This window comes from Albibacillus kandeliae, assembly GCF_003116585.1.
In the GTDB taxonomy this organism is placed as follows: Bacteria; Pseudomonadota; Alphaproteobacteria; order Rhodobacterales; family Rhodobacteraceae; genus Albibacillus; species Albibacillus kandeliae.
Window position 1 is genome coordinate 653228 of the sequence record NZ_QEHM01000001.1, and the last position, 24520, is coordinate 677747.

Annotated in this window: 22 protein-coding genes; 4 read left to right on the forward strand and 18 right to left on the reverse strand. The window is 63.5% G+C overall.

The window, feature by feature from the left end:
• Window positions 1-348: 348 nt before the first annotated feature.
• The gene (locus tag DDT93_RS03070) at window positions 349-1041 is read right to left on the reverse strand and encodes an adenylate/guanylate cyclase domain-containing protein (protein ID WP_109464313.1); all 693 of its coding nucleotides are present in this window, start codon (window positions 1039-1041) and stop codon (window positions 349-351) included.
• Window positions 1042-1065: 24 nt separating this feature from the next.
• Entirely contained in the window at window positions 1066-1992 is a 927-nt protein-coding gene (locus tag DDT93_RS03075) for a TIR domain-containing protein (protein WP_109464314.1), read from the reverse strand.
• A 372-nt stretch (window positions 1993-2364) separates the two neighbouring features.
• On the opposite strand from DDT93_RS03075, the gene DDT93_RS26370 reads away from it, so the two are divergent.
• The gene (locus DDT93_RS26370) at window positions 2365-2574 is read left to right on the forward strand and encodes a hypothetical protein (RefSeq protein WP_157960084.1); all 210 of its coding nucleotides are present in this window, start codon (window positions 2365-2367) and stop codon (window positions 2572-2574) included.
• Between the two features lie 427 nt (window positions 2575-3001).
• On the opposite strand, the gene DDT93_RS03080 is transcribed toward DDT93_RS26370, so the two are convergent.
• Together DDT93_RS03080 and DDT93_RS26875 are read right to left on the reverse strand one after the other, a co-directional pair.
• Window positions 3002-3277 (reverse strand): pyocin activator PrtN family protein, encoded by a 276-nt coding sequence (locus DDT93_RS03080; RefSeq protein WP_109464315.1) that lies wholly within the window; start codon window positions 3275-3277, stop codon window positions 3002-3004.
• Between the two features lie 117 nt (window positions 3278-3394).
• On the reverse strand, window positions 3395-4546 hold the full coding sequence (locus tag DDT93_RS26875) for a site-specific integrase (protein WP_157960085.1): 1152 nt from the start codon (window positions 4544-4546) through the stop codon (window positions 3395-3397).
• 271 nt (window positions 4547-4817) lie between these two features.
• On the opposite strand from DDT93_RS26875, the gene dusA reads away from it, so the two are divergent.
• The gene (gene dusA, locus DDT93_RS03090) at window positions 4818-5843 is read left to right on the forward strand and encodes a tRNA dihydrouridine(20/20a) synthase DusA (protein ID WP_109464317.1); all 1026 of its coding nucleotides are present in this window, start codon (window positions 4818-4820) and stop codon (window positions 5841-5843) included.
• A gap of 7 nt (window positions 5844-5850) precedes the next feature.
• Here dusA and DDT93_RS03095 read toward each other — a convergent pair whose 3' ends face one another.
• On the reverse strand, window positions 5851-7026 hold the full coding sequence (locus DDT93_RS03095; RefSeq protein ID WP_109464318.1) for a multidrug effflux MFS transporter: 1176 nt from the start codon (window positions 7024-7026) through the stop codon (window positions 5851-5853).
• 159 nt (window positions 7027-7185) lie between these two features.
• Between DDT93_RS03095 and DDT93_RS03100 the strand changes: the two genes are divergently transcribed.
• The gene (locus tag DDT93_RS03100; RefSeq protein WP_109464319.1) at window positions 7186-8010 is read left to right on the forward strand and encodes a sulfite exporter TauE/SafE family protein; all 825 of its coding nucleotides are present in this window, start codon (window positions 7186-7188) and stop codon (window positions 8008-8010) included.
• Window positions 8011-8151: 141 nt separating this feature from the next.
• Here DDT93_RS03100 and DDT93_RS03105 read toward each other — a convergent pair whose 3' ends face one another.
• The 13 genes from DDT93_RS03105 to DDT93_RS03165 form a co-directional block, all read right to left on the reverse strand.
• On the reverse strand, window positions 8152-8898 hold the full coding sequence (locus DDT93_RS03105) for an ABC transporter ATP-binding protein (protein WP_109464320.1): 747 nt from the start codon (window positions 8896-8898) through the stop codon (window positions 8152-8154).
• Window positions 8895-9680 carry an MlaE family ABC transporter permease gene (locus DDT93_RS03110; protein ID WP_109464321.1) on the reverse strand — a complete coding sequence of 262 codons (786 nt, stop codon included), beginning with the start codon at window positions 9678-9680 and terminating at the stop codon, window positions 8895-8897. Before DDT93_RS03110 ends, DDT93_RS03105 begins: the two co-directional genes overlap by 4 nt.
• Window positions 9680-10711: an alanine racemase gene (gene alr / locus DDT93_RS03115; protein WP_109464322.1), complete on the reverse strand. Its 1032-nt coding sequence runs from the start codon at window positions 10709-10711 to the stop codon at window positions 9680-9682. The genes DDT93_RS03110 and alr overlap by 1 nt, the downstream gene beginning before the upstream one ends.
• Window positions 10712-10800: 89 nt before the next feature.
• Window positions 10801-11601: a DUF1194 domain-containing protein gene (locus tag DDT93_RS03120; protein WP_109464323.1), complete on the reverse strand. Its 801-nt coding sequence runs from the start codon at window positions 11599-11601 to the stop codon at window positions 10801-10803.
• Between the two features lie 96 nt (window positions 11602-11697).
• A complete protein-coding gene (locus tag DDT93_RS03125) occupies window positions 11698-13197 on the reverse strand; it encodes a replicative DNA helicase (protein ID WP_109464324.1) in 1500 nt (499 codons plus the stop codon).
• Window positions 13198-13428: 231 nt separating this feature from the next.
• Window positions 13429-14109, reverse strand: a complete 681-nt coding sequence (locus tag DDT93_RS03130) for an orotate phosphoribosyltransferase (RefSeq protein ID WP_109464325.1) — start codon at window positions 14107-14109, stop codon at window positions 13429-13431.
• 412 nt (window positions 14110-14521) lie between these two features.
• A complete protein-coding gene (locus DDT93_RS03135; protein ID WP_109464326.1) occupies window positions 14522-15931 on the reverse strand; it encodes a calcium-binding protein in 1410 nt (469 codons plus the stop codon).
• Between the two features lie 147 nt (window positions 15932-16078).
• The gene (gene pyrC, locus DDT93_RS03140; RefSeq protein WP_109464327.1) at window positions 16079-17116 is read right to left on the reverse strand and encodes a dihydroorotase; all 1038 of its coding nucleotides are present in this window, start codon (window positions 17114-17116) and stop codon (window positions 16079-16081) included.
• A gap of 52 nt (window positions 17117-17168) precedes the next feature.
• On the reverse strand, window positions 17169-18107 hold the full coding sequence (locus tag DDT93_RS03145) for a phosphoadenosine phosphosulfate reductase (RefSeq protein WP_232825356.1): 939 nt from the start codon (window positions 18105-18107) through the stop codon (window positions 17169-17171).
• Window positions 18108-18245: 138 nt separating this feature from the next.
• Window positions 18246-19295, reverse strand: coding sequence for a glycosyltransferase family 2 protein (locus tag DDT93_RS03150; protein WP_109464329.1), 1050 nt, complete (start codon window positions 19293-19295; stop codon window positions 18246-18248).
• A gap of 30 nt (window positions 19296-19325) precedes the next feature.
• Window positions 19326-21686 carry a glycosyltransferase family 2 protein gene (locus tag DDT93_RS03155; RefSeq protein ID WP_109464330.1) on the reverse strand — a complete coding sequence of 787 codons (2361 nt, stop codon included), beginning with the start codon at window positions 21684-21686 and terminating at the stop codon, window positions 19326-19328.
• On the reverse strand, window positions 21686-22312 hold the full coding sequence (locus DDT93_RS03160; protein WP_109464331.1) for a sulfotransferase family protein: 627 nt from the start codon (window positions 22310-22312) through the stop codon (window positions 21686-21688). Before DDT93_RS03160 ends, DDT93_RS03155 begins: the two co-directional genes overlap by 1 nt.
• Window positions 22309-23340, reverse strand: coding sequence for a glycosyltransferase family 2 protein (locus tag DDT93_RS03165; RefSeq protein ID WP_109464743.1), 1032 nt, complete (start codon window positions 23338-23340; stop codon window positions 22309-22311). Before DDT93_RS03165 ends, DDT93_RS03160 begins: the two co-directional genes overlap by 4 nt.
• Before the next feature lie 237 nt (window positions 23341-23577).
• Between DDT93_RS03165 and DDT93_RS03170 the strand changes: the two genes are divergently transcribed.
• A complete protein-coding gene (locus tag DDT93_RS03170; RefSeq protein WP_408607903.1) occupies window positions 23578-24498 on the forward strand; it encodes an AAA family ATPase in 921 nt (306 codons plus the stop codon).
• Window positions 24499-24520: the final 22 nt, after the last annotated feature.

Sequence of the window (24520 nt, forward strand, 5' to 3'; positions counted from 1 at the left end):
CACGACGCCGTGAATAGCCGGTTCGGGGAAGCCGCACCGCAGTGACCTGCTGCCTCTTGCACGGCAGCTATGGGCGTTGGCCATCATCTTTGATCCACACAGGGCGCCGTGCATGAGCGGTTCTTCGCTGCGGCTCCGCCAGCACCGTCGCTCAAGGTGAGAACCAGCCCTTCGTTGCACTCGGGTTCAGTGACGACAACGCGGGACAATCTGCTCCTTTGGCGTGTATGTGATAAGTCAAAACCCTGGCGCCAAGCTTTGATATTGAGGCGAAGCATCTCGCGCCCGGCTAATATATGAACTTGATCGAGCCCCCGTCTCACAAAGCCCATTCCTCTCATTCGGCGCCTAACTTATCGACCACCAATAGGTAGAGCGATATATGCGCCGGTTATTTTGGGCAGTCCATTGTCGCTCCTCCCACATATTGATGCCTTTAGAATATTTTACGTCATCATTCATGCCGTCATATACCTTATCCGAAATCCAAGTCGGATGGCTCGATGACATTGCGGAAAGCTTGGCCGCGTGGTTTGCCGCCTTTCCTACCCATACCAGGTCGTTCGAGTTCCTAATTCCTGCTTTGGCGACCATGACATTAGTTGAGTCAATGCCGGTAACGTGCTTCATGACATATTTCGTATTGTATTGCGCGTTCATCTTCGGTTGGATGATCTGCTTCACTGCATAATTGATTTTCAAGCCGCATCGCACAGCAGATGTATTTTTGCTTTCTCCGATGAAAACCCCCATTACCCGGTCGCCGTCAAATGAGCGAATATGCCCTCCCTCGCTCCTAATGATCTTGGTGGCACACTGAAGGAAGGTTTTGTAGTTTTCCGCGGCAAACTCATCCTTGTAGTTGTCTACAAGCTTGGTCGATTCATCCAAATCTGTATACAAAATGGTCGCTTGAAGATCGACGGCATCGTTGCCGGCCCTTAGGTCGGTATCTTCCGGAACCTTTTGGCCCTTCCTTCTCGTCCAAACAGACGAATATATCCGTTTTACATCCTCTTCGAGGTCACTCTTTAGGCCCATTTACTATCTCCAATACCGACCCGATTATCTGGGCCCAAGTTCCGATACGCGTTCCTCAACTTGGGCGCAAACTTCCGAAATGTCTGGTTCCGAGCCTTCATGCCAATGAAAGCGCAAAGAAGTGATGCCGGCCAAGTCTGAGGGTATCTTTATGTCCTCGGCCTTCTGGACGGCAAAGAAAGACCTGGCTCGCCCGATCGCACCTGCAAAAAGCCCCAACTCAAAGACTGTATTGTCGCGCGGAGCAACCTTTTCTTCACCCCGACTCTCAACTTTGTCGTCTGCACTGAAAACTGCAACAGTGAAATCCGCAGACATCAATTTAGCCTCCAGACTCTCCATAGTTGACTGAGAAGGTTTGAAGACGCCGTCGGTCCAGATTTCAACGACGACTTCACGCGCCTCGAAATAGGCTTGTATTGCTTTGGCAACGGGCAGCGACTCAGCCGCGCACGCGACGAACATGAACGGAACGGGGTTTGAAGCGCGGATGAACTTTTTGCGCTGGCGGAGACGATCCGCTATTTCTTTTGAAATTTGCCGCCACATGTCTGGGTGATGTGCAGCGACTGCTACAAAATCTTCTTCCGACACGATCAGAGTTGCGGTTGGCTCCAAAGCTATCGCTGATGCCGAGCGCGGCTGCGAGGGATCGATCAGTGCCATTTCTCCCACATGCTGACCCGCACTGCGTTCGGCAACCTTGAAGCCTGTGATCGTGATTTGCACTTTTCCAGCCAAAATGAAGATAATACTATTGGCCCAGTCACCCTCAGATGTAAGAATTTCCCCTTCACGAAAGAATACCAGATTGCCGCGTGCCATCAATTCTTCTGCGGCTGCTGCATTGCCGAGGATTGTTTTCTGATCTTTTAGGGCATCAACAATGAGTGCTTTCCCCCTAATTCCGGAAAACCGACCAAAAACCTCTGATTCTTTTGCGTCATTCATCACGAAGCCTTCTCAATGCATAGCCCCCTGATGTTGAGGTTTTGCCGATCAATATCGCAAGATATGCCATCAATATGCTACGCGAACAAGTTGTGCGCGTCAGCACCTACGACCAACGGCAGAAATGTCCGCACTACTGACCTTCGTAAGCCAGAATATGCTGCACGATGCCATGCATGAACGTTTCGGGGAAGCTGCACCGCAGCGGCAGGCCGTCCCATGAAAGGCAGGTCAGGGCCGAAGGCCGCCGGTTATTGCATTGGTAGCGTGGCAAGCCTCGCGCCGAACGCCGACTTTCCCCATCCGCGCCGGAGTTGGTCCTGCACCATGTAGCGGCTATGGGCCTACGCCTCGATGTGATATGATCGGTCCATGAGTGATGATCCGGAACAATTTTCATTTCGTGAGCGTGCGGCTGAAAAAGCCGCAGCACGTGCTAAGGACGAAGCGCGCCTTTTGGATGGCAGCATCACTCCTGCTAAACTCTCACGTGAGAATGGCGGGAATTTGCGGGGCAGGGTAACCTACAAGGGGCCTTCCCACCGGATACAACGTCTGGCAAGAAAGCTTACCTATGACTGACCAAGTCGCGCGGTTTCAGCGGACTTGGCGTGCCACAACGCATGTCGCCTATGCCGTTGTTGCGGAAGGTTATATTCGCGTTCTCCAGCTTACCTTGCCACTGTCTCTTGCCACTATCTTCGCTGGAGCGGACGATGGCATCACATCATCCCGTTGATCGCATTGCCGTCTCTTCATCCCCACGCTCCAGTTGGCCCCCGGGCGACCTGGGGTGCGCCGTTTCCGCCCCATTGATTTGGGACGTTCTTGTCTTGTGACGTCTCTGCCAGAAGGTCTGTGGATAGAGACGGAGATTTTTCATGGCGGATGTCGGTGATGGGTATATTGGGCGGTATGAGATTGTCGAAGCCCATCGTTCAGCGGGTAGCGGTGATCCAGCTATTGAAGAAGCACAATAGCTGGATGAAACCGGCTGCCGGAATCTCTGTCACGTAAAGCGATATTTCTCAACCTGCTTGCGGGCCAGTTCTGCCTGGGATTCGATGTGCTTCGCCAGATCGAAGACATGGACGCCCTTCCTGCCCTTGCGGTTGTCGGGTTCCATGTGCGTGACCGGAATGAGCAGCTGCTTTGCAGCGATCTTCTTCAAAAAGGCTTCGGGTGACTGTTCGAAGTGGTGCCGCGCGACCTTCTCGATATTGATCACTGGGTCACCGTTGTTGAAAGCCAACAGTGTCATCATGGTGTATTGCAGCGTGTCCATTCTTCCATCCTTGTCATTGGAGGTTGTTGTGCGTGGGGAAGGGTTTCTTTCCCGGAGGGGAGAACCTTGGGTGGGTAAGGCCGGCCGCGTGTAGTCCTTGCGGCCGGCCTCAGTTCTTCAAAGACCAATCAGCTTGAGCCAAGGCCAATCGGCGAATTTGTCGTCGTCCTGCTTGATGTGGGCGTAGCGCTGAAGCGTCGTCCAGTTCTTGTGGCCCGTATGTCGTTGCACTCGGGGGATATCCAATCCGATTTCGAACAGCCGGGATACTCCCTCGTGGCGCAAATCATGGAAGTGCAAGTCCACAATTCCGAGAACTTTGCATGCTTGAGTGAAGCGTCGGCTGATCGTGTCGGGATGATACGGAAAGATGCGCTCATCTGTTCTCGGCATCGCTCGGATCACAGCCAAGCCTTCCGTTCGAAGTCTGACCTCGACGTCGTTGCCGAGCTTCGCGGACGGGTGCTTCATGTCCCGAATGGTCAACGTCGGGTCTTGATCGGCCAGATCGGCTTCGAGATCCTTCCACTTGATCCGCGTATGTTCCGACTGACGGTAGGTAAGGAAGATCGCTGCAAGCACGATCATATGCATTGGCACGGCTCGTGGCTCTTCTGCGCTGAACGCCTCGAAATACTCCATGAGTTGATCCAACTCCTCAATCGTGGGGCGACGAGTCCTATTTTTCGATTTTCCGATAAGGCGGAAGTGGCGGCAGCTGCTGCGAGCCTGGAGAAACGATGCTTTCGGCATCACAAGGCCCGTGAGTGGGCCGGCATGCTCAATCACAACACCAAGATACGACATGTATCCCGCTACGGTCGCCGGTGTCCGCGGCTTGAGGACGTAGTAATTTTCGTCAGCGGCCAATGGATCAATAGGCGCAGGTTGATCGCCTACACGCAACGATCTGGCGATATCAAGGAAGTCCTTATCGGTCATGGTCGTGACGTTCTTTGCCGCGAAGTCGAACCTCATGAGAGACCTCAGGCACTGGAGCTTCGTCTTGCCGATGTCCCCCGGGTGCGCATCAATGTAGGCCTTAATGGTTTCGGCCAGCGTCTTGTCTCTCTGTTTTTCGATCTGTTCGGCCGCGAAGCCGGGCGCGCTAAGACACTTCTCGACGTGCTTAATCCAAGATTTGGCCTCCTTCAGGTCGTCGAAGGTCTCGACCTTGTTGAAGACGGTCTTCCCCTTTTTCTTTCTGCGAACCTGAGCGGTGTAGGTGGTGGAACCGTCTTTGCGGTTGTTCGATCTAATGGTTCCCATGATGGGTCCTTTCATTGCTGGTGATCAGCAAATCGGGTCATCGAGGTGGAATGACGTGAACTTCCTCAAGGGGTTTCACAGCTCTCACAGAAGTCCGTGCTCTGCGAGGTCGTAGTGAGGTTTGAAGTGTGGTCCGAGGGCTGATATGAGCCTCGAAACGGGCCTACAATTCCAACCTCGGGCCTACAATTGTAGGCCCTGATGCCTGAAAACCCGCGAAAAGCGGCCAAAGTGACGGAATAGGCGGATGCTACAGCCTCCCGGAGAGCCAATGAAACAAGGGATTCCCAGTGTCCGTTCGGCCGCGCGCCTTTCCGTCGCCCCGATGATGGACTGGACCGACCGCCATTGCCGCTACCTGCATCGCCAGCTGAGCCGCGAGGCGCTCCTTTATACCGAGATGGTGACCTCGCCGGCGCTGGTACGGGGCGGGGCGCTGCACCTGCTCGACCATGATCCGGCGGAGCATCCCGTGGCGCTTCAGCTTGGCGGGTCCGATCCGGCGGAGCTGGCCGAGGCCGCGCGGATCGGGGCCGAGGCGGGGTATGACGAGATCAACCTCAACTGCGGTTGCCCCTCGGACCGGGTGCAGTCGGGCTGTTTCGGGGCGGTGCTGATGGAACGCCCCGTGCTGGTGGCCGAGTGCGTCACGGCGATGCGCGCGGCGGTCGATGTCGATGTCACGGTGAAATGCCGGATCGGCGTGGATGATCAGGACCCCGAGCAGGTGCTGCCGGATTTCCTGTCGCGCATGTCCGATGCCGGGTGCCAAAGGATCACCATACACGCGCGCAAGGCCTGGCTGCAGGGGCTGTCGCCCAAGGAAAACCGGGATATCCCGCCACTCGACTACGACCTCGTGCTGCGCATGAAGGCGCGCTTTCCCCACCTGCATCTCTCGATCAACGGCGGGATCGCTTCGCTCGCGGCGGCACGGGAGTTCCTTGAGGCGGGGCTGGACGGGGTGATGATCGGGCGCGCGGCCTACCACGACCCGAGCGCGATCCTGAGCGCTGCCGATCCCGAGATCTTCGGCACTGGCGCGGCGGTCGCGCCGGAGGCGGCAGTGCGGGCGATGCTGCCCTATATCGCGGCGCATCTGGAGGCCGGTGGCCGGTTGCACCAGGTGACCCGGCACATGCTGGGGCTGTTCGCTGGGCGTCCGGGCGCGCGGGCCTGGCGGCGCATGTTGTCGGAGGGCGCGCATCGTCCCGGCGCAAATGGCGACCTGGTCGAGGAGGCGCTGGCGACCGTGCTGGCCTCCGCCGCCGAGACGGCAGAGGCACAGCCGGTCTGATCCGGCCTCAGGCCAGTTGCCGACGCGGGCGCAGCAGCAGGCTGAGCAGCAGCGCGGCGGCGCCGCAGAAGCCGATCGCGGCCAGCATCGGCAGCACCGATCCGTCGAAGAAGGGACCGGCGGCGGCGATCATGATGCCCCCGGCCAGCATCTGCAGCGTGCCGCCGAGCGAGGAGGCGAGCCCGGCGACCTCACCGTGATCGTCCAGGGCGAGGACCATCGCCGTGGGGATCACCACGCCGAGGCAGGCATTGGCGAGGAACAGCCCGGCCATGACCACAGGCAGCGTCGCGAGCCCGGCCATGCCCAGCGGCACCAGCGCCAGCGAGAAGAATGCGAATCCGACGACACCGGTGCGCACGAGCCGCTCCATTCCCATCCAGCGCCCCAGCGTCGAGGCAGCCTGCGAGGCCGAGAAGAAGCCGATGGCGTTGACGGCGAAGGCCAGCGAGAAGCCGGTCGGGCTCAGCCCGAAGGCCTGCGTGTAGACGAAGGGCGCGGAGGCGATGAAGACGAAGAAGCTCGCCATGCCGAAGCCGCCCATCAGGGTCAGCCCCATGAACTGCGGATCGGCCAGCAGACCCCGGGCATTGCGCAGCATCTGGCCGAGCTTCATCGACCGCCGCTGGTCGAGGGGCAGGGTCTCGGGCTGGAGGAAGATGGTCAGCAGGATGGAGAGCACCGCCGCGCCGGAGAGGATCCAGAAGATATCGCGCCAGCCCGCCAAGGCGATGACGGCGCTGCCCGCGAGCGGCGCCAGCATCGGCGAGACCGAGATCACGAGCATGATCATCGCCATCAGCTGCGTGGCCTGGTGGCCGGTGTACATGTCGCGGACGATGGCGCGGGGCACCACCATCAGCGCCGCGCCGCCCAGACCCTGCAGGAAGCGCCAGCCGGCCAGCGCCTCGACGCTCGGGGACAGCGCCGCACCGGCGCTGCCGAGCGCGAAGATCACCAGCCCGGCAAGGATCGGCAGTCGACGGCCCAGCCGGTCGGCCAGCGGGCCATAGACCAGCTGCGCGATCCCGAAGGCGAGGAAGTAGGCGGTCAGCGTCATCTGCACCGATGTTTCGGGCGTGCTGAACTCTCCTGCGATCCGCGGCATGGCGGGCAGGTACATGTCGATGGCGAAGGGGCCGACAAGAGCGAGCAGACCCAGCACGAGACCGGTGCGCAACATGGCATCATCCTTTCCGGAATTTCAGTCGCCCGCCCTTGGCGGGACGCCTGACCCCCGATAGGCCAGAGTGACGGCGCTGCCAAGGGCTTTCACCTTGCCGCCCCTGCACATTGCGCTAAAGATCGCGCCGTATCCCTCGCGCACGACAAAGGAAAAACGATGCCCGATACCACGCTGCTGCTCGAAATGCTGGCCCTCGTGATGGCGATCGGGGCGCTGGCGGGGGTTCTCGCGGGCCTGCTGGGGGTCGGGGGCGGCATCGTCCTGGTGCCCTGCTTCTTCTATGCCTTCCAGACGCTTGGCTACGACGGGCCGCAGCTGATGCAGATGTGCCTTGCCACGTCGCTCGCCACCATCATCGTCACCTCGGTGCGCTCGGTCCTCAGCCACAACCGCAAAGGTGCGGTCGACTGGTCGATCCTGCGCGGATGGGCGCCCGGCATCGTCGTCGGCGCCATCGTCGGGGTGATGGTCGCCGCTTCGCTGCGCTCGACGACGCTGCAGATGGTCTTCGGTATCCTCGGTATCGTGATCGGCGCCTACCTCGGCCTCGGCAAGTCCGACTGGCGGCTGGGTGAGGAAATGCCCAAGGGCATTCGCCGCGCGATCCTGTCGCCCTTCGTCGGCTTCCTCTCGGTGCTGATGGGCATCGGTGGCGGCAGCTTTGGCGTGCCGCTGATGAGCCTCTACAACACCCCGATCCACCGCGCCGTCGCCACCGCCGCCGGGTTCGGCGTGCTGATCGCGGTGCCTTCGGTGATCGGCTTCCTGTTCCTGCCGATCGACCCGGCCATGCGGCCGCCCTATACCGTCGGCGCGGTGAACCTGCCCACCTTCCTGGTGGTCATCGCGATGACCCTGCTGACCGCCCCGCTGGGCGTGAGGATCGCGCATGCGATGGACCCCAAGCCGCTCAAGCGCGTCTTTGCGGTGTTCCTGACGCTGGTCGCGCTGAACATGCTGCGCAAGGCGATGGGGTACTGAGGGCCGCGCCGCGCGCCCGCTGGAGCGCGCGTGACATGAGTATTTGAAGAGAAAAGATGAGGGGCGCGCGCCTGTTCATCTTTTCTTCCTAAATACTCGCGGCGCGCCGCCTGCCGGGAGGTGGGACGCCTATCAGGGGCTTTAACGGATGGCTTCGATCGGGCCTTCGGCGCTGCCGGTGATGAACTGCTCGAGATAGGGATCGCCCGAGTTGTCCATCTGGGCGACGGGGCCGGTCCACTTGATCACGCCTTCGTGCAGCATCGCGACGTTGTCGGCGATGGCGCGGACCGAGCTCATGTCATGGGTGATGGTCATGGCGGTGGCGCCCATTTCCACCACGATCTCGCGGATCAGGTCGTTGATCACCCCGGCCATGATCGGGTCGAGCCCGGTGGTCGGTTCGTCGAAGAAGATGATCTCGGGGTCGGCGGCGATGGCGCGGGCGAGGCCCACGCGCTTCTGCATGCCGCCGGAGAGTTCGGCGGGCAGCTGGTCGGCGACGCTGGCCTTGAGGCCGACGCGGCGCAGCTTCTCGATGGCGATCTCGCGGGCCTGTTCCTTGGGTTTCTTCAACGAGCCGCGCAGGTGGCGGAACGAGACGTTCTGCCAGACCGGGAGCGAGTCGAAGAGGGCGCCGCCCTGGAACAGCATGCCAAAGCGGGCAAGGAAGGCATCGCGGTCGCCGGTGCCGGCCTGCTGACCGTCGACGGTGATGGTCCCACTGTCGGGCGTAACGAGGCCGAGGATGCATTTCAGCGCCACGGACTTGCCCGTGCCGGAGCCGCCGATGATCACCATCGACGTCCCGCGCTCGATTTCGAGGGTCAGGCCGCGCAGGACGCGGTTGCTGCCGAAGGTCTTATGAACATTATCCAGACGTATCATACCGAGAAGAACAGTCCCGTGAGCACGAAGTTGGCGGCGAGGATGAGGATGGCGGCGGCCTCGACGCTGCCCTTGGTGGCGCGGCCCACGCCCTGTGCGCCGCGATCGGAGTGCATGCCGTAGAAGCAGCCCATCAGCGCGGCGATGACGCCGAAGACACCCCCCTTGACGAGGCTCGACACGATGTCGCGCAGCTCGAGGAAGTCGGCGGTGTTCTTGAGATAGGCGGCCGGGTTGAACCCGAGGTTCTGCACCCCGACGGCATAGCCTCCGGCGATCCCGATAATGTCGCCGATGCCGACCAGCAAGGGCACGGTGATCAGCGCGGCAAGAAGGCGCGGCACCACGAGGTACTTCATCGGGTTGGTCGAGAGGGTCACCAGCGCGTCGATCTGCTCGGTCACCTTCATTGTCGCGATTTCGGCGGCGATGGAGGAGGTGACGCGGGCGGCGATCATCAGGCCGACGAGCACGGGGCCGAGTTCGCGCACCATGCCGATAGCGACGATCTGGGGCACCACCGCCTCGGCGTTGAAGCGGGCGCCGCCGGAGTAGATCTGGAGCGCCAGCGCGCCGCCGGTGAAGATCGCGGTGAGGCCGACGACGGGCAGCGAGAGCCAGCCGATGGTCAGCAGCGAGATCGCGAATTCCTTGGGATAGTAGGGCGGGCGGAAGATGTGGCTGAAGCTGCGCAGCAGGAAGAGGACGAAGCGGCCGAGCTTGGCCAGCACGTTCATGGTGAGCGCGCCGATCAGCGCGAGCGGAGCCAGGACACTGCTCATCACTTGTAGCTCCGGCTGTAGCGACGACCGAGCGAGGTAAGCACCTCGTAGCCGATGGTGCCGCCGATATCGGCGACCGCGTCGACGCCCTGGTGCGGGCCGATCAGGGTCAGGAACTCGGGGTCGCCCGCGACGTCGGTGACATCGACGGTGATCAGGTCCATCGAGACGCGCCCGGCCATCGGGCAGGGCTGGTCGCCGTGGAAGAGGTTGATGCGGTTGCTGATCGCGCGGTGGATGCCGTCGGCGTAGCCCGCAGCGACAGTGGCGATCCGGCTGGGCCGGGTGGCCGTCCAGCTGTTGCCGTAGCCCGCGCTTTCGCCGGGGTGGACCTCGCGCACCTGGATCACGGGCAGGTCGAGGGTGACGACGGGCAGCGCCTCGGCAAAGGGGCGGCCGCCGTAGAGGCCGACGCCGGGCCGGGTGAGGTCGAAGTGGTAGTCCTGCCCCAGCAGGATGCCCCCGGTCGCCGAGAGCGAGCGCGGCACGTTCAGACCGTCGGTCATCTCGCGGAAGGTGCGCAACTGGCGGGCGTTCATCTCGTGGTCGGGTTCATCGGCACAGGCGAGGTGCGACATGATCAGCACCGGCTTCTGCCCGAGTGCGATGTCGCGGAGCGCGGCCCATTCCGCCGCTTCCATGCCGAGGCGGTTCATGCCGGAATCGAGCTGGACGCCGAAGGAATGACCGGGCAGGGCCTCGACATGGCGCAGCATCTGGTCGACCGAGTTCAGCATCGGCGTCAGCATGTTGTCGCGGATCAGGTCGGTATCGCCGGTCATATGGCCGGAGAAGACGCCGATCATCGGGCCGGGGCCGAGCGCCTTGCGCACGGCGACGCCTTCTTCGGCGGCGGCGACAAAGAACCGCCGGGCGCCCGCTTTTGCCAAGGCAGCGGCAACCTGCGCCGCGCCGAGTCCGTAGCCGTCCGCCTTGACGACGGCACCGGCTTCGCATGTGCTGATCGCGCTCAGGGTCCGCCAGTTGGACGCGAGTGCGCTCAGGTCGATAGTTAGATGGCCACTGCTCATGCCCCGTTCATGACATGGGGGCGCGGGGCGTCAAGAGGGAATGATGCCTCTCTGCAGGCGAGGGACCGCCGAGCGCCGCTCCGCTGGGCTCAGGGCGAGAAAAACCCGCCGAAGTTTCGTTCCCAGATCTTCTCGCCGATCATGCAGTCGTAGGAGTAGGCCTTGTGAAGGCTGGAAAATTCGGCGTCCTGCGCGCCTGCGATTTCCAGCACCAGCTTGCGGCGCACCGCCTCGGCGAAGGCGCTCCAGCCATGCACCGGAATCATGAAGGACCCGGGGCCGCCGATCACGCATTCGTTGTAGTAGATGTCGAGATCTTCGATGCCCCAGCGGGAACTGACCTCGTCCTCGGTCATCAGGGGGAGCCCGTTGATGATGATGCCCTGGTCGAGCACCGCGGCGCGGGCTTCGAGGACCGGGAGGCCCTGGTTGTTGGGACCATCGCCCGAGATGTCGATGACCCGGCGCAGGCCCTGGAAGTCGTTGGAGTGGAACGACCCGGCGGCGAAGGCGAGCGCGCCGGAGATCGAGGTACGCCGCATGCCTGAACTCGGTTCGGCCGACAGGGTCGCGGCGACGTCGGCGGCGGTGGCGTCATTGTCGATCAGCGTCCAGGGCACCACGACGTTCTGCGCGTTGGACCCGGCCCATTCCACGTAGGTGAGGGCGATGCGCCCGATCAGGCCGCCCCGGATGGCGCTGAGCACATCGGGATGGGTCAGCGCCTCGGCATAGCCACGGCGCTGGAGTTCGAGTTCGTAGGGGGACATGGACCGCGAGACATCGACCGCAAGAAACAGCTCGATATCGACCTCGTCGTACTCCGATGCCTCCTGGGCCGCGAGGGGGGCGGCCGCGATAGAGAGGGAGAGCGCGAGAGACCGGAGCATGAGGGAATTGCGCCAGAGCAGGCGGAGCCTGTCCAGTCACGTGTTCGTGCTCCGGGCGGAATGGCGGTTCGGTGCGCAGGAATTACGCGGTTCGGTCTAGTATTCGTCCCCGCCGGACGGTCCCTGCTGCCAGGGTTTGGCAAGGTTGCCGAAACGGGTGAATTGCGCCTCGAAGGCCAGTTCGATGGTGCCGATGGGGCCGTGACGCTGCTTGCCGACGATGACCTCGGCCTTGCCATGCAGGCGCTCCATGTCCTCGATCCACTTGGCCATGGCCTCGACGTTCTCTTCGCCGGGTTTCTCCCGTTCCTTGTAGTACTCGCCACGGTAGACGAACATCACCACGTCGGCGTCCTGTTCGATCGAGCCGGATTCCCGCAGGTCCGACAGCTGCGGCCGCTTGTCGTCGCGGCTTTCCACCTGACGCGAGAGCTGGGAGAGCGCGATCACCGGGATGTTCAGTTCCTTGGCGATGGCCTTCATGCCCATGGTGATCTCGGAGATCTCGTTCACCCGGCTTTCCGAACGGCCGGTGCCGCGCACCAGCTGAAGATAGTCGATGATCAGCAGGTCGAGCCCGTGGGTCCGCTTGAGGCGGCGCGCGCGGGCGGCCAGCTGCGAGATGGGCAGCGCCGGGGTGTCGTCGATGTAAAGCGGGCAGGCCTCAAGTGCCTTGGCTGCCTCCACGAAGCGACGGAATTCCGCTTCGGTCATGTCCCCCTGCCTGATCTTGTGGGACGAAATTTCGGAGGCTTCCGCGAGGATCCTGCCCGCGAGCTGCTCGGCGCTCATCTCGAGTGAATAGAAACCGACCACCCCGCCCTGCACGGCACCTTCGGTGCCATCGGGCATGCGGCCCTTCTTGTAGGCCTTGGCGACGTTGAAGGCGATGTTGGTGGCCAGCGACGTCTTGCCCATCGAAGGACGTCCGGCGAGGATAAGAAGGTCGGACTTGTGCAGGCCGCCGAGCTTGCCGTCCATGTCGAGCAGCCCGGTCGAGATGCCCGCAAGGCCGCCCTCGCGCTGATAAGCGACGTTGGCGACGTTCACCGCCTCGGTGACGGCGCGCAGGAAGCTCTGGAAGCCGCTTTCGGTCTGGCCCTGTTCGGAGAGCCGGTAGAGATGCTGTTCGGCCTCAACGATCTGTTCCTTGGGCTCGCTGGAGATATCGACGCGCGATGCCTTGTCCGAAATGTCGCGGCCCAGCTGGATCAGCTCGCGGCGGATCGCGAGGTCATAGATCATCTGTGCGTAGTCGCGCACGGCAAAGGCGCTCATCGCGGTGCCGGCAAGGCGGGCGAGGTAGGCGGGGCCGCCGAGTTCCTTGAGGCCCTCGTCGTCCTCCATGAAGGTCTTGAGCGTAACCGGCGAGGCAAGCTGGTTCTTGGCGATGCGGGCGGCGGCGATCTCGAAGATGCGCGCGTGCACCGGGTCGTAGAAATGCTTGGAGCCGATGATCGAGGCAACGCGGTCATAGACGTCGTTGTTGGTCAGGATCGCACCGAGGAGCTGCTGCTCTGCCTCGACCGAGTGCGGCATGGTTTCGGGCGTCTGGACATTGGCCTGGCGCGCGTCGAATCCGGTAATCTCGTTCATCTCGTCCCTCAGGTCACGCCGCCTTGGTGCGGTCTCTTAGTGGTTCGGATGTGTTACCAAATCGGGTCGGTAACGGGCAATCTGGATATCTCGGGGGATAACTCGATGATACCCGCCAGCCTACCATATCTGGCAGGAGGCGGCAAAACACCTTCCACATCTTGCCGCCGACAGCGCTGGTTTCCCTTGCGGCAACCTTTCGCCGCCCGCGGCAAACCGCCTAGGGCATGGTCAGCCCTGCTGACGTGCTTCCTGCCATTTGCGGGGCGCGTGGAGGAAGCTTTCGACCTCGCGCAGCGTCTCGGCCGAGAAGGCGCCGGAGGACTTGGCTTCGGCCAGAACGTCCCACCAGGTGCAGAGGTGGTGCAGACTAACCCCATGGTCGCCCAGCGTTTTGATCGTTTCCGGGAAGATCCCGTAATAGAAGATCACCGCGGTATGGGCGCAGGTGGCCCCGGTGTCGCGGATGGCGTCGACGAAGCTGAGTTTCGAGCCGCCGTCGGTGGTCAGGTCCTCGACCAGCAGAACGCGCTGGCCCTCGGTCATCTGACCTTCGATTCGGGCGTTGCGACCGTACCCCTTGGGTTTCTTGCGGACATAGGTCATCGGCAGCGCCATGCGCTCGGCCACGAGGGCGGCAAAGGGGATGCCCGCGGTCTCGCCGCCGGCAATGTTGTCGAAGGCTTCGAAGCCCGCGTCGCGCATGACGGTGACGGTCAGGAAGTCCATCAGGGTGGAGCGGATGCGCGGGTAGGAGATCAGCTTGCGGCAGTCGACGTAGGTGGGGCTGGGCAGGCCGGAGGCCAGCGTGAAGGGCTGTTCGCCGTTCAGGTGCACCGCGCCGATTTCCAGCAGCATCCGGGCCGACAGGCGGGCGATTTCTTCCTTGGGGGGAAAGGCGGACGGGATCATGTGCGGCGGTCCTCTGCTGACGGTTTTCCAGCGCATAGTGCAGGTGGTCTGAAAAGGAAAGCCTGCCACGACCGGCAGGCCAGTGGGCAGGGGCTCCTGTAAAGAAAAGCCCGCCCCGTTGGCAGACGGGGCGGGAAAGTGGCCCACTCGCGCATTGGCGCGGGGCCGTCCGTTCGGAGGGCGAGCAGAGCCTCGGAACAGAGTAACCGGAACCGGCGGCGGATTTCCGCGCATCGATATGCACGTGATCACTCACGGGGCCGAGTCTGTCAATTCGGATCGGGGCCGCCGCGCGGATTTGCTCCATCGCTTTGGGATCGCCGAACTCCGGCAAATCTCGTGAAACCCCAACAAAAAGCCCCCCGCGCCGGGATGGCGCGAGGGGCGTGTGTTGCGTATTGGCTGCGCCGGATCAGAAAATGAAGTCGTTGGCAGAAAGGTCGGCCTTGACGACCCCGTCGAGCGTGATGGTGTTGCCATCGTCGTCGGTGATCACCGCGTTGCCGTCCACCATCGAGAGGTGGTTGTTCTTGAGGTCCTTGAACGACCTGATTTCGTCGATGGCCGAGAGGTCGATGCGCTCTTTGGTGCCCGCGGTCTGGAAGTCGTGGATCGTGTCGTGGCCGAAGTTGCCCTTGAACACGAACTTGTCCGCGCCGCCGTTGCCGTAGAGGTCGTCGTTGCCGTTGCCGCCGTCCAGCAGGTCGCGGCCAGCCCCGCCAGAGAGGGTGTCATTGCCGTTCATGCCGTAGAGCTTGTCGTTGCCGCCTTCGCCCTCAAGCTGGTTGGCCTTGCCGTCGCCGGTGATGCGGTCATTGTAGTCCGATCCGCGCACGTTCTCGATGTTGCGAAGGGTATCGGTGTCACCGAAGCCGTCGGTGGCTGTTCCCTGCTGCAGGTTCACCGTCACGCCGCTGTCGCCGCCATGGCGGTCGTCGCGGTCATAGCGGACCTCGTCACGCCCTTTGCCGCCGTTCAGGATGTCGTCACCGGCGAGACCGCGCAGGATGTTGCTGCCGTTGTTGCCGATGAACGTGTCGTCATAGGCCGAGCCGCGCAGCATCTCGATGCTGTTGAGAGTGTCGGTGTTGCCCCAGCCATCGGTGGCGGTGCCCTTCAGAAGGTTGGCGATCACGCCGCTCGGGTCATTCTGGAAGGTGACCTGGTCATAGCCCTGGCCGCCGTTGTAGGTGTCGTTCCCCTTGGAACTGACGAAATAGTCGTCACCGATCCCGCCGTTCAGCGTGTCGCGGCGGTTGGTGCCGTAGATTTCATCGTCTTCGGTGGCGATTTCGAACTCTGCCAGATCGGCCCATTCGATGTACTCGCCTTCGGCCAGGTCGCCGGAGGCTTCGCTGACGCCGGTGAGATTGTTTTCGGTGAAGGTCTCGAACTCGGACAGCGAGGAGAACCCCGGCAGGGACGCGCCGTCCAGCACGAAGTAGTAATCGGAGCCCGTCATGCGGCCATCCGAGTCATCGCCCCATTCGATCGAGAACTCGACAAGGGTGGTGGTGTAGGTCTTGCCGCCGCTCTTCCAGGTGAGCTCGAGGAAGCTTACGTTCGAGTCCTGAACCCCGCCGGTTTCGGTGGGCCACACCGAAAAGTCATCGAGGCCAACGTTGTAGGTTCCGGTCAGATCCACCTCGGCCCAGACGTCACCGTCGGACTCGGCGGCGTCGTTCACGTAAGTGAAGCCGCCCCCGGCTGCCGCAACGACCGTAAATGTCGCGCTTGCACTGAAGCCGGTGTAATCGATGTCGGTGAAGTCCGCGTTGTCGCGCCAGTCGACCTGAAACCCTTGCATCGTGTAAGTCGTCATCGTCTATCCCTAAATCTTGAGTATTCCGCAAATGACGCGCAATTAATTGCGCCGTCCGCACAAATTCCTTGTGCCCAACGAGCGTTAATTCTCAACGATTTTGTGGCGACGACCGGGAAACTTTTTGCCCGAACGGACAATTTTGCGTCAGTCGACCTTCCAGTGCAGTTCTGTCAACGGATCGAAAACAGTCACCGGACCGTCTTCGGTTTCGATCTGCGAGGGATAGGTCACCGCAGCGCCCTTGCTAAGGGTGATGGTCTCGTCGTTCACGGGCAGGCCGTAGAAGGCCGGGCCGTTCAGCGAGGTAAATGCTTCGAGCCTGTCGAGGGCACTGTCCTCCTCGAAGACCTGCGCGAGGATCGAGAGGGTGTTGGTCGCCGTGAAACAGCCCGCGCAGCCGCAGGGCAGCAGCTTGTTCGCGTCGGTATGCGGCGCGCTGTCGGTGCCGAGGAAGAAGCGCTTGCTGCCCGAGGTCGCGGCCTTGCGCAGAGCGAGACGGTGGGTTTCGCGCTTGGCCACCGGCAGGCAGTAGTAGTGCGGCTTGATGCCCCCGGCGAGGATGTGGTTGCGGTTGATCACCAGGTGATGGGTGGTGATCGTCGCGCCAAGGTCGTCGCCCTGGGCGCTTGCGTAGTCCACCGCGTCGGAGGTGGTGATGTGTTCCATGACCACGCGCAGGCCGGGGGTGGCACGGCGGACCGGGTCGAGGACGCGGTCGATGAAAACGGCCTCGCGGTCGAAGATGTCGACGTCGCTGTCGACCACTTCGCCATGCACGCAGAGCGGCAGGCCGATCTCGGCCATCTTTTCAAGCACGCCGCGCACGTTCTCGAAAGTCTTCACGCCGCTGGCGGAATTGGTGGTCGCGCCCGCGGGGTAGAGCTTGACCGCCTTGACGAGGCCGGAGGCATGGGCGGCGGCCACGTCGGCCGGGTCGGTATCCTCGGTCAGGTAGAGCGTCATCAGCGGCTCGAAGGCCATGCCCTCGGGCAGGGCGGCGAGAATGCGATCGCGGTAGGCGGCGGCCTGGGCGCCGGTCACCACCGGCGGCACGAGGTTCGGCATCACGATGGCCCGGGCAAAGTGACGGGCGGTTTCGGGCAGCACGGCGCGCAGCATGGCGCCGTCGCGCAGGTGAAGGTGCCAGTCGTCGGGCCGGCGGAGGGTCAGTGTCTCGCTCATGGCGCTCCGCTAGCACAGCTCTCGCGTTCAGGCCAGCGGCTTTGGCGGCGGACTACTGCGCCGCGGACTGGGCGTCGGCGGGGAAGTCGAACTCGCCGTCCTCGGCCGCCTTTTCCAGCTGGTCCAGCCGGCGGCGGAACTTGGGCGCGTTCTTGCGGGTGATCACGTTCCGGCACAGCAGCATGTTGAGATAGGGGCGCTCGATCTTGTCGAGGTGTCCCATCAGGTTGCGCAGGTAATTCACGTTGTCGCGGCGGGCGCGGTACATGCGGTAGAAGCTACGCGCATCCAGCTTGCCGAGCCCGGCGAGGGTCAGCAGCGGATAGAGGATCTCCATGTCCATCAATTGGGTCTGCAGCGCGGCGCCCATGAAGGGAAGCCGCAGCCGCGTGACGTTGGAGCGCGCGAAGAGCGCCGCGTGCATGGCGTCGTATTCCTCGCGCGGGTCATAGAGCACGAAGGCCTGCTGCGCCGCGTCGAGCATGTCGGGCGCATAGCCGAAGCGGTCGCGGAACGAGGTACGGCGCATCTCGGGAAAGCGCGGGTCCCATTCGGCGAGGCGGGCGTCGAGCGTCGCCTGCGGCTGAACCACGACCACGGTCGAGCCCGGAGAGGCGACCGAGTAGGCCGCCGCCGCATAGCCGCAGGGGCCGGCGCCGTAGAACAGCACGCGCTGGAATTCGTCGAAGAAGCCCTCGTCGATCAGCTCGTCGAAGTAGGCGTAGATCGCCGGATCGCGGAACCATGTGTCGCCGTTCGAGATGATGCAGAGGTGCGACCAGTTGCGCGCCCTTACCATGTCGAAACCAAAGGGCTGAGCGGTGCTGGAGAGCGCGCGGATGCCCTGCACAGTCTCGAAGGTCACGAGCAAGGTCGGGGTCTGCTGGATGAAGGTGGCAAAGTGGTTCTTGCCCAAGGCGCGGTAGCTGCCAAGCTCCTGCGTCAGTTGAATCAACCGGCTTTTCCAGACGGCGGCATCAAGCCCCGTCATGGGCGTTTCCAACTTGTTTACTAGGTTCCGCATCGCCCGAATTCCCCACCGTTGAATCCAGTTAAACAGGGTTTCGGGCTAAAGCTAGAGCGGTGATCTCATTCCGCCAGATGGCGACACAATGGCCTGAAACATATGCTACTGTTTCGCGTTCTTTCGGTCCATCAGGGCAAACCGGGTGAGGAACTGAGCCGCCTTGGGCGAAATCGGGCGAGAGGGCGGTGCCATCAACAACCTGGCGTAGAGTGCGCGCGAGGGTTCCTGCTGCATCAGCTCTTCGAAGCGGGTTTTGCGCCAGTTTACCGCCGCGCTGTGCAGGGGGGCGAGAATCGGGTCTGCCAGCAGCTCCTGCCGGATCGGGATGGCGCGGTCGGACAGCGCGGAGATCGAGGTGTCGGTGTCCGTGCAGTAGTTCCGCTCGACCCAGTAGTCCGCGTCGAGGGCATGGCCGGAGTGGACCGCGCGCCCCCGATCCGCCTTGAGCACGAAGCTTTCCATCGCGCCCAGCGGGTAATGGTTCAGCTGGGCAAGGCCATAGTTCGGGCGGCCATAGTCCGAAAACAGGCGGCGGTTGCGAAAGGCATCGCCAAGCTCGCGGCCCTCGCCATCGAACCAGCGGCTGGCCCCGAGCCGGGCGGGTGCCGGGCTGCGCGGGCGATGCACGCCAAGCTTTCGGTAGGTTCCGTCGTTGCGATAGAGCGTCTTGAACATCACAGCGCGCCACGGCCAGTGAATGACCTCGGGCGCACAGGCGGTGAAGGTCTCGGTGACCGGAGCATCCTCGTAGCGTTCGATGCCGCCATTGCCGAAGAGCCGCCAGGTGAGGGTGATCGCATCGGCCTCGGGGAGAGCGGCGATGAGGGCAGGCAGGGTGTTGTCGCCGGTGTGGACGTTGACGAACTCATCAATGTCGAGGGGCAGCAGCCAGTCGGCCCCTTGCACGGCTTCGGCCTCGCCCGCGCGGGTCAGGGCGGTGAACTGCACCCCACGCTTGTCATAGGGGCCGTCGTTGCGGATGTGGGTCAGCCAGCCGAGCTCGGCCAGCCTGTCGAGCATGGTGTCGGTGCCGTCCGCGCAGTCGTTGGAGAGGACGACAAAGTCGGTGATCCCCGCCGCACGATGATGGGCGAGCCATTCCAGCAGGAAGGTGCCCTCATTCTTGATGGTGAGAACTGAACATATTTTCAATGTTTTGTGCGCCGTTCTTGATGCGTCATGTCAGCTTTCCATGTCCAGTGCCAGCGCGTAGGCGACACGCTCGGTTTCGGTCAGCTTGACCGCGAGGGCCTGCTCGTAGAGCTCGCGGAACTCGGGCTGGGCGTGCAATTCGTCGGCCTTGGCGCGGTGCCAGTCCAGCCCCTTCTGGTGCCAGGACCGGAGCGTGTCGTCCTCCAGCAGGCGTTCGTATTCGGCGCGCACCCGCGGCACGTTGCGCTTGATGGTGATGTCGCGGAAGTCGGACCAGTCCATCCGGATCCAGTAGTTCAGCCCGATGGATCGGTCGACATGCAGGGCGCGGCCACGCTGGCGTTTGATCAGGAAGCTCTCGGCCGAGCGCAGCGCGTAGTGGTTCAGTTGCAGCAGGTCATAGCCGATGGACTTGCGCGAATTGCGCCAGCCATTGCGCGCCACCTCCGATGTCATGTCCTCGCCGGAGCCGTTGACCCAGAGCACACGGTCCTCGTAGCCCTCGGCCAGCTTGTTGGGCCGATGGCAGGACATCTTGCCGTAGGCGCCGATGTTCTTGAACATGGTCTTGAAGCCCCAGACGGTGTGGGGCTTGGGGCAGTACTTTGGCGCACAGGTATCGAATTGCTCGATGACGAAGTCGTCGGCCAGCTTGGTCACCCCGTTATGGCCGAACAGCCGCCACGTCATCGCGACGTTGGTGGCATCGGGAACCCGTGCGAAAAAGTCTTCCAGCGTGCCGTTGCCGCAGCGCACGTTGATGAACTCGTCCACGTCGATGTGGACGATCCAATCGGCGTTGCGGATCAGCGGTTCCTTGAGGGCGCGGTTGAGGGCGAACTGCTGGGGCGAATTGCCCTTCCAGTCGTCGTTCAGCCGGTGCTGGAGAACGCCCATCTCCTGCAGGCGGTCGAGGATCTCGTCGGTCCCGTCCTCGCAGCCATTGGTGTAGATCAGGAAGTTGTCGATCCCGATGGCGCGGTGATAGGCGACCCATTCGAGGATGTAGGGCGCCTCGTTCTTCATGCAGCCGACGATCACGTTGCCGCTCGACCCCTGCGGGAGAATGCGGGCCGGGGCGGCGGCATAGGCCGCGGCGAGCTCCTCCTCGTTCACGGCGCCAATGCGGTTGTGTGGCCTGAACGACGAGGTCTGAAGGGATTCGAATTTCTGCACCGCCAGCGGCGGCATCAGGGCGCGCGCGGTCTCTGTCAGGGGGATCTGCCGCGGCCGGCGCGGCGCGGGCGCGTCGGTCAGCCGGGCGATGTCGGCGCCCTTGGCCTTCTCTTCCTCGCGCGTGGCCTTGTCGATGCGATACATGAAGGCCAGCAGGTACTGCGAGGCGCGGTAGCCGTTCAGCGGGTCCGCCTCGTGCCAAGTGGGCAGGGCTGCATCGGGCGCGAGATCACCAGGCGCAAGCGCGGGATGCGCGGCGCAGAGCAGGGCATTGTCCGCCGCGAAGCGCTCGGAAATCGCGCTCAGGCTACCGGGCGCGGTCGGCGCGCCCTCGATTGCCACCTCGTTGAGGAACCCGCGCCAGACCTGCCTCGGCAACAGCTTGTTGCGGGTGTCGAGCAGGTGCAGCAGCAATTCGTTCAGCCGCCGTGCCCGCGTGAGCCAGGCCGCAGAGGGGGCAGCGGCGTCTGGCGCGGCGGGGGGCTTGCCGAGGTTCCGGGTGATCGCGAAACTCTCCCGCAGTTCGTCGGTGACGCGATCCGAGGCAAACTCTGCAGCGCGGTAGGGGCGCAGCGCGACCGTGTCCGCGCCAAAGACATCCTCCCAGAAGCCGACCAGACGTCGGTAGTCGAGCCAGAAGGGCGCGCCCTGGGTTTCCTCGAAGCATCCGTTCTGCGGAACGATCGGGGGCAGGGTGTTCATGCAGGCGTTCCACCAGCTCTCGCTCGGTGCCAGCGCCATTTCGCGATCCAGCGGCTGGGGGCGTCCGTCGAGGATCTGATCATCGTAGTGCCGCACGAGCGCGCGCGCCTGCTCATCGACATGGGCGACGATGCGGATGTCCTGCGACAGCGGCGCCAGCAGGGCCTTCAACCGTTCCAGCTCGGTCCGGCGCGAGAGCGACTGGCCCAGTTGCGGCGCGGCAAGGATCAGCGTCTGCGGGCGGTGCTGCGCCACCTCGGCGGCCAGTTCCGTCGCCAGCATCTCGCGCAGGCGCGCCTGCTTCTCGGCGGTGATGTAGCCCCGGTTGTAGCGCAGGGGGTCGATGTGGCCGGGGTCGGTCACAGCCATGTAGAGGCGGGTGTGGTTCCCGGAACCCGGGCTGCGCGGGAACAGGATGCCTTCCGACAGCAGCGCGTCGCGCTTCTCGGCCAGCACCTGCTGGAGGCGTTCCGCGGCGATGCGCTCGGGCCCGATATGAAGGTAGATGCGCATCAGGACGTTCTCCGCAGCGGATTGGCGTTGGCGGTGCCCCACCACGGCAGGTCGACGCCGAGGAAGGCCGAAATGCGGTTCGGCGCCTCGGGGTCAGCGATGTCGAATTCGAGGAAGTCGGGATCGCCCGCGAACCATTCCCTGAGGTTGCCGTAGTGGCCGTCGATCCAGCGCTCGCGCTCCTTGCTGGTCTCGCCAAACCCCGCCGGCAGCCCCGGTACGGCCCCGGTCGGGAGCCTGTCGGTGCCGAGGTTCGACCAGGCCAGCATGGACTGCGACATGGCAAAGGCCTCGCGCCGCGAGGCGAGGAACCTGACCCCCGGATGATGCGCCCGGATGGCGCGGATCAGGGCGAAATCGGTCTGCGGCCAGGCGCAGCGATCCTTGTGCATCATGCTCATTTCCGAGATCGCGGTGACCTCGGGCATCAGCGCCGCCGGATCACCGGTGTCGAAATAGGCGCGGTACAAGAGGTCGGCGACATAGCGGCCCTTCTTCGACGGGTCCTTGGTGTTGCGCCCCCTGAGGCGGTGGTCGGCGACCACCATGCCCGAGAGGCGCAGCGCCTTGGCGAGCGTCGTGGTGCCCGATTTGGGCAGGCCGAGGTTGACGGCGCGCAGGGTCACGGGGCCAGCCCCAGTTCGGCCAGCAGCGCCTCTTCCTGCGGCGGCAGGGTCGGGGCATCGCGCAGTGCATCGCGCATGAGGCGGTAGCTTTCCTGCGCCAGCAGCGCATCGCGCCGCGCCCGGTGACGGGCGACCGCCTGCTCGTGCAGCGCGCCGATCTCCGGGTCGCTCTTCAGCTCGGCCAGCGCGGCGTCCAGCGCCGGGAGATGGCGCAGGATGCTCCGGTCCTCGGTCGCCGGGTCGTTGCGTTCGCGCCAATAGCTGTCGTCGAAGGCGCGGTTCTCGCGGTTGACGTCGCCCCGGTCGGTCTTGACCAGATAGCTGTCGAGGCTGCGCAGGGCGTAGTGGTTCAGCGTCGCGAAGCGCCGGGCGCCAAGGGCCGGGAACTTGCGCATGCGACGCGGGTTCGATGCCTTGAGGAAAGCCTCCGGCACCTTGCGCCCCGAGGCATCGGTCCAGGTCGGCAGCGCCTCGCCGGTACGCTTGGCGTTGAAGAAGGGCCGGTGTGCACCGTAGTACTGCAGCGGAAAGTCCTTCCGCACCAGTGACTTGACCTCGATTGCCAGCTCGCCGCACCAGATGTCAGGATTGTGCGAGCGGGTGAACTGGGCGATCACGGGGCTGTCCTCGAACCGCTCGACGCCATCGTTGGCAAAGAACTGGAACGGGATCGAGATCGCCTGCGGGTCATCGCAGGCGTCGATCAGCGCCGCGATGGTGTGATCGCCCGTGTGGATGTTGAGAAACTCGTCCACGTCCGCGATCCAGACCCAGTCCGCTCCGGTGACGCAGGGCTGCGTGCGGGCGTGCTTCAGCGCCTCCATCTGGTAGTTGCGCCCCTCGGCGGGGTTGGGCAGATGCGCGACCAGCCCGCGCCGCGCCAGCGCGTCCAGCAGATCGTCGGTGCCGTCGCTGCAGTCGTTGGAGTAGAACAGGAAATCGGTCACGCCGATCAGGCGATTGTAGGCAATCCATTCCAGCAGGAACGGACCCTCGTTCTTGACGCAGGTGACCGCGGTCACCCGCAAGTCGCTCGTCGGCGCGCTGCTGCCCATCGTCTCGTTTGCCCCTGCACCTCGTCGCCGCTCCCGTCAGGGAGGCGGCGGGGCGCCCGTTTTATCCTTGTGTCATGACATTTGCCCCGGAATCCGTCAACATTTTGCCCATACTTCGGCGATTGCGGGGTTGCCGGTAAACATCAGCCCGCGCGGCTCCGGTTGACCTCCCGGCCCACTCGTGACCTTCTGAGCCAAAAGGGAGGAGCCATGTCAGAGCCAATACCCGTTCCCGCCTCGATTGACGCGGTCCAGGACATGCTGGGCGCCGAGGGCTACGTCTGCGGCCGCGCGCTCGCCACGGTCTGTTTCCTCGCGTTGAAACTCGGCCGTCCGCTGTTTCTCGAGGGCGAAGCCGGCGTCGGCAAGACCGAGATCGCCAAGGCCATCGCCGCCGGCCTCGGGCGTCGCCTGATCCGCCTGCAATGCTACGAGGGGCTGGACGCGAACAGCGCGGTCTACGAGTGGAACTTTCCCGCCCAGATGATCGCCATCCGCACCGCCGAGGCCGGGGGCGGCGCCGACCGCGAGATGCTCCAGCGCGAACTCTTCGGCCCCGACTACCTGGTGGAACGCCCCTTGCTGCAGGCCATGCGCCCCGACGAGCATGGCGCGCCGGTGCTGCTGATCGACGAACTCGACCGTACCGACGAACCCTTCGAGGCCTTCCTGCTGGAGGCGCTCTCGGACTTCCAGGTCACGATCCCCGAACTCGGCACCATCAAGGCCCCCGAGCCACCCATCGTCATCCTGACCTCCAACCGCACGCGCGAGGTGCATGACGCGCTGAAGCGGCGCTGCCTTTACCACTGGGTCGACTATCCGGATTTCGACCGCGAGCTCGAAATCCTGCGCGCCCGGGCCCCCGAGGCCGCCGAGGCGTTGTCGCGGCAGGTCGTCGCCTTCGTGCAGGCCCTGCGCACCGAGGATCTGTTCAAGAAGCCGGGCGTCGCCGAGACCATCGACTGGGCAAAATGCCTGCTGGCGCTCGACGTGATCGACCTCTCGCCCGAGGTGATCTCGGATACGCTCGGCGCGGTGCTGAAGTACCAGGACGACATCCAGAAACTGCAGGGATCGGAAGCCAAGCGCATCCTCGATCAGGCCAGGGCGGCGCTGGAACCCGCCTGACCTTCTTTTCTTCAGAAATACT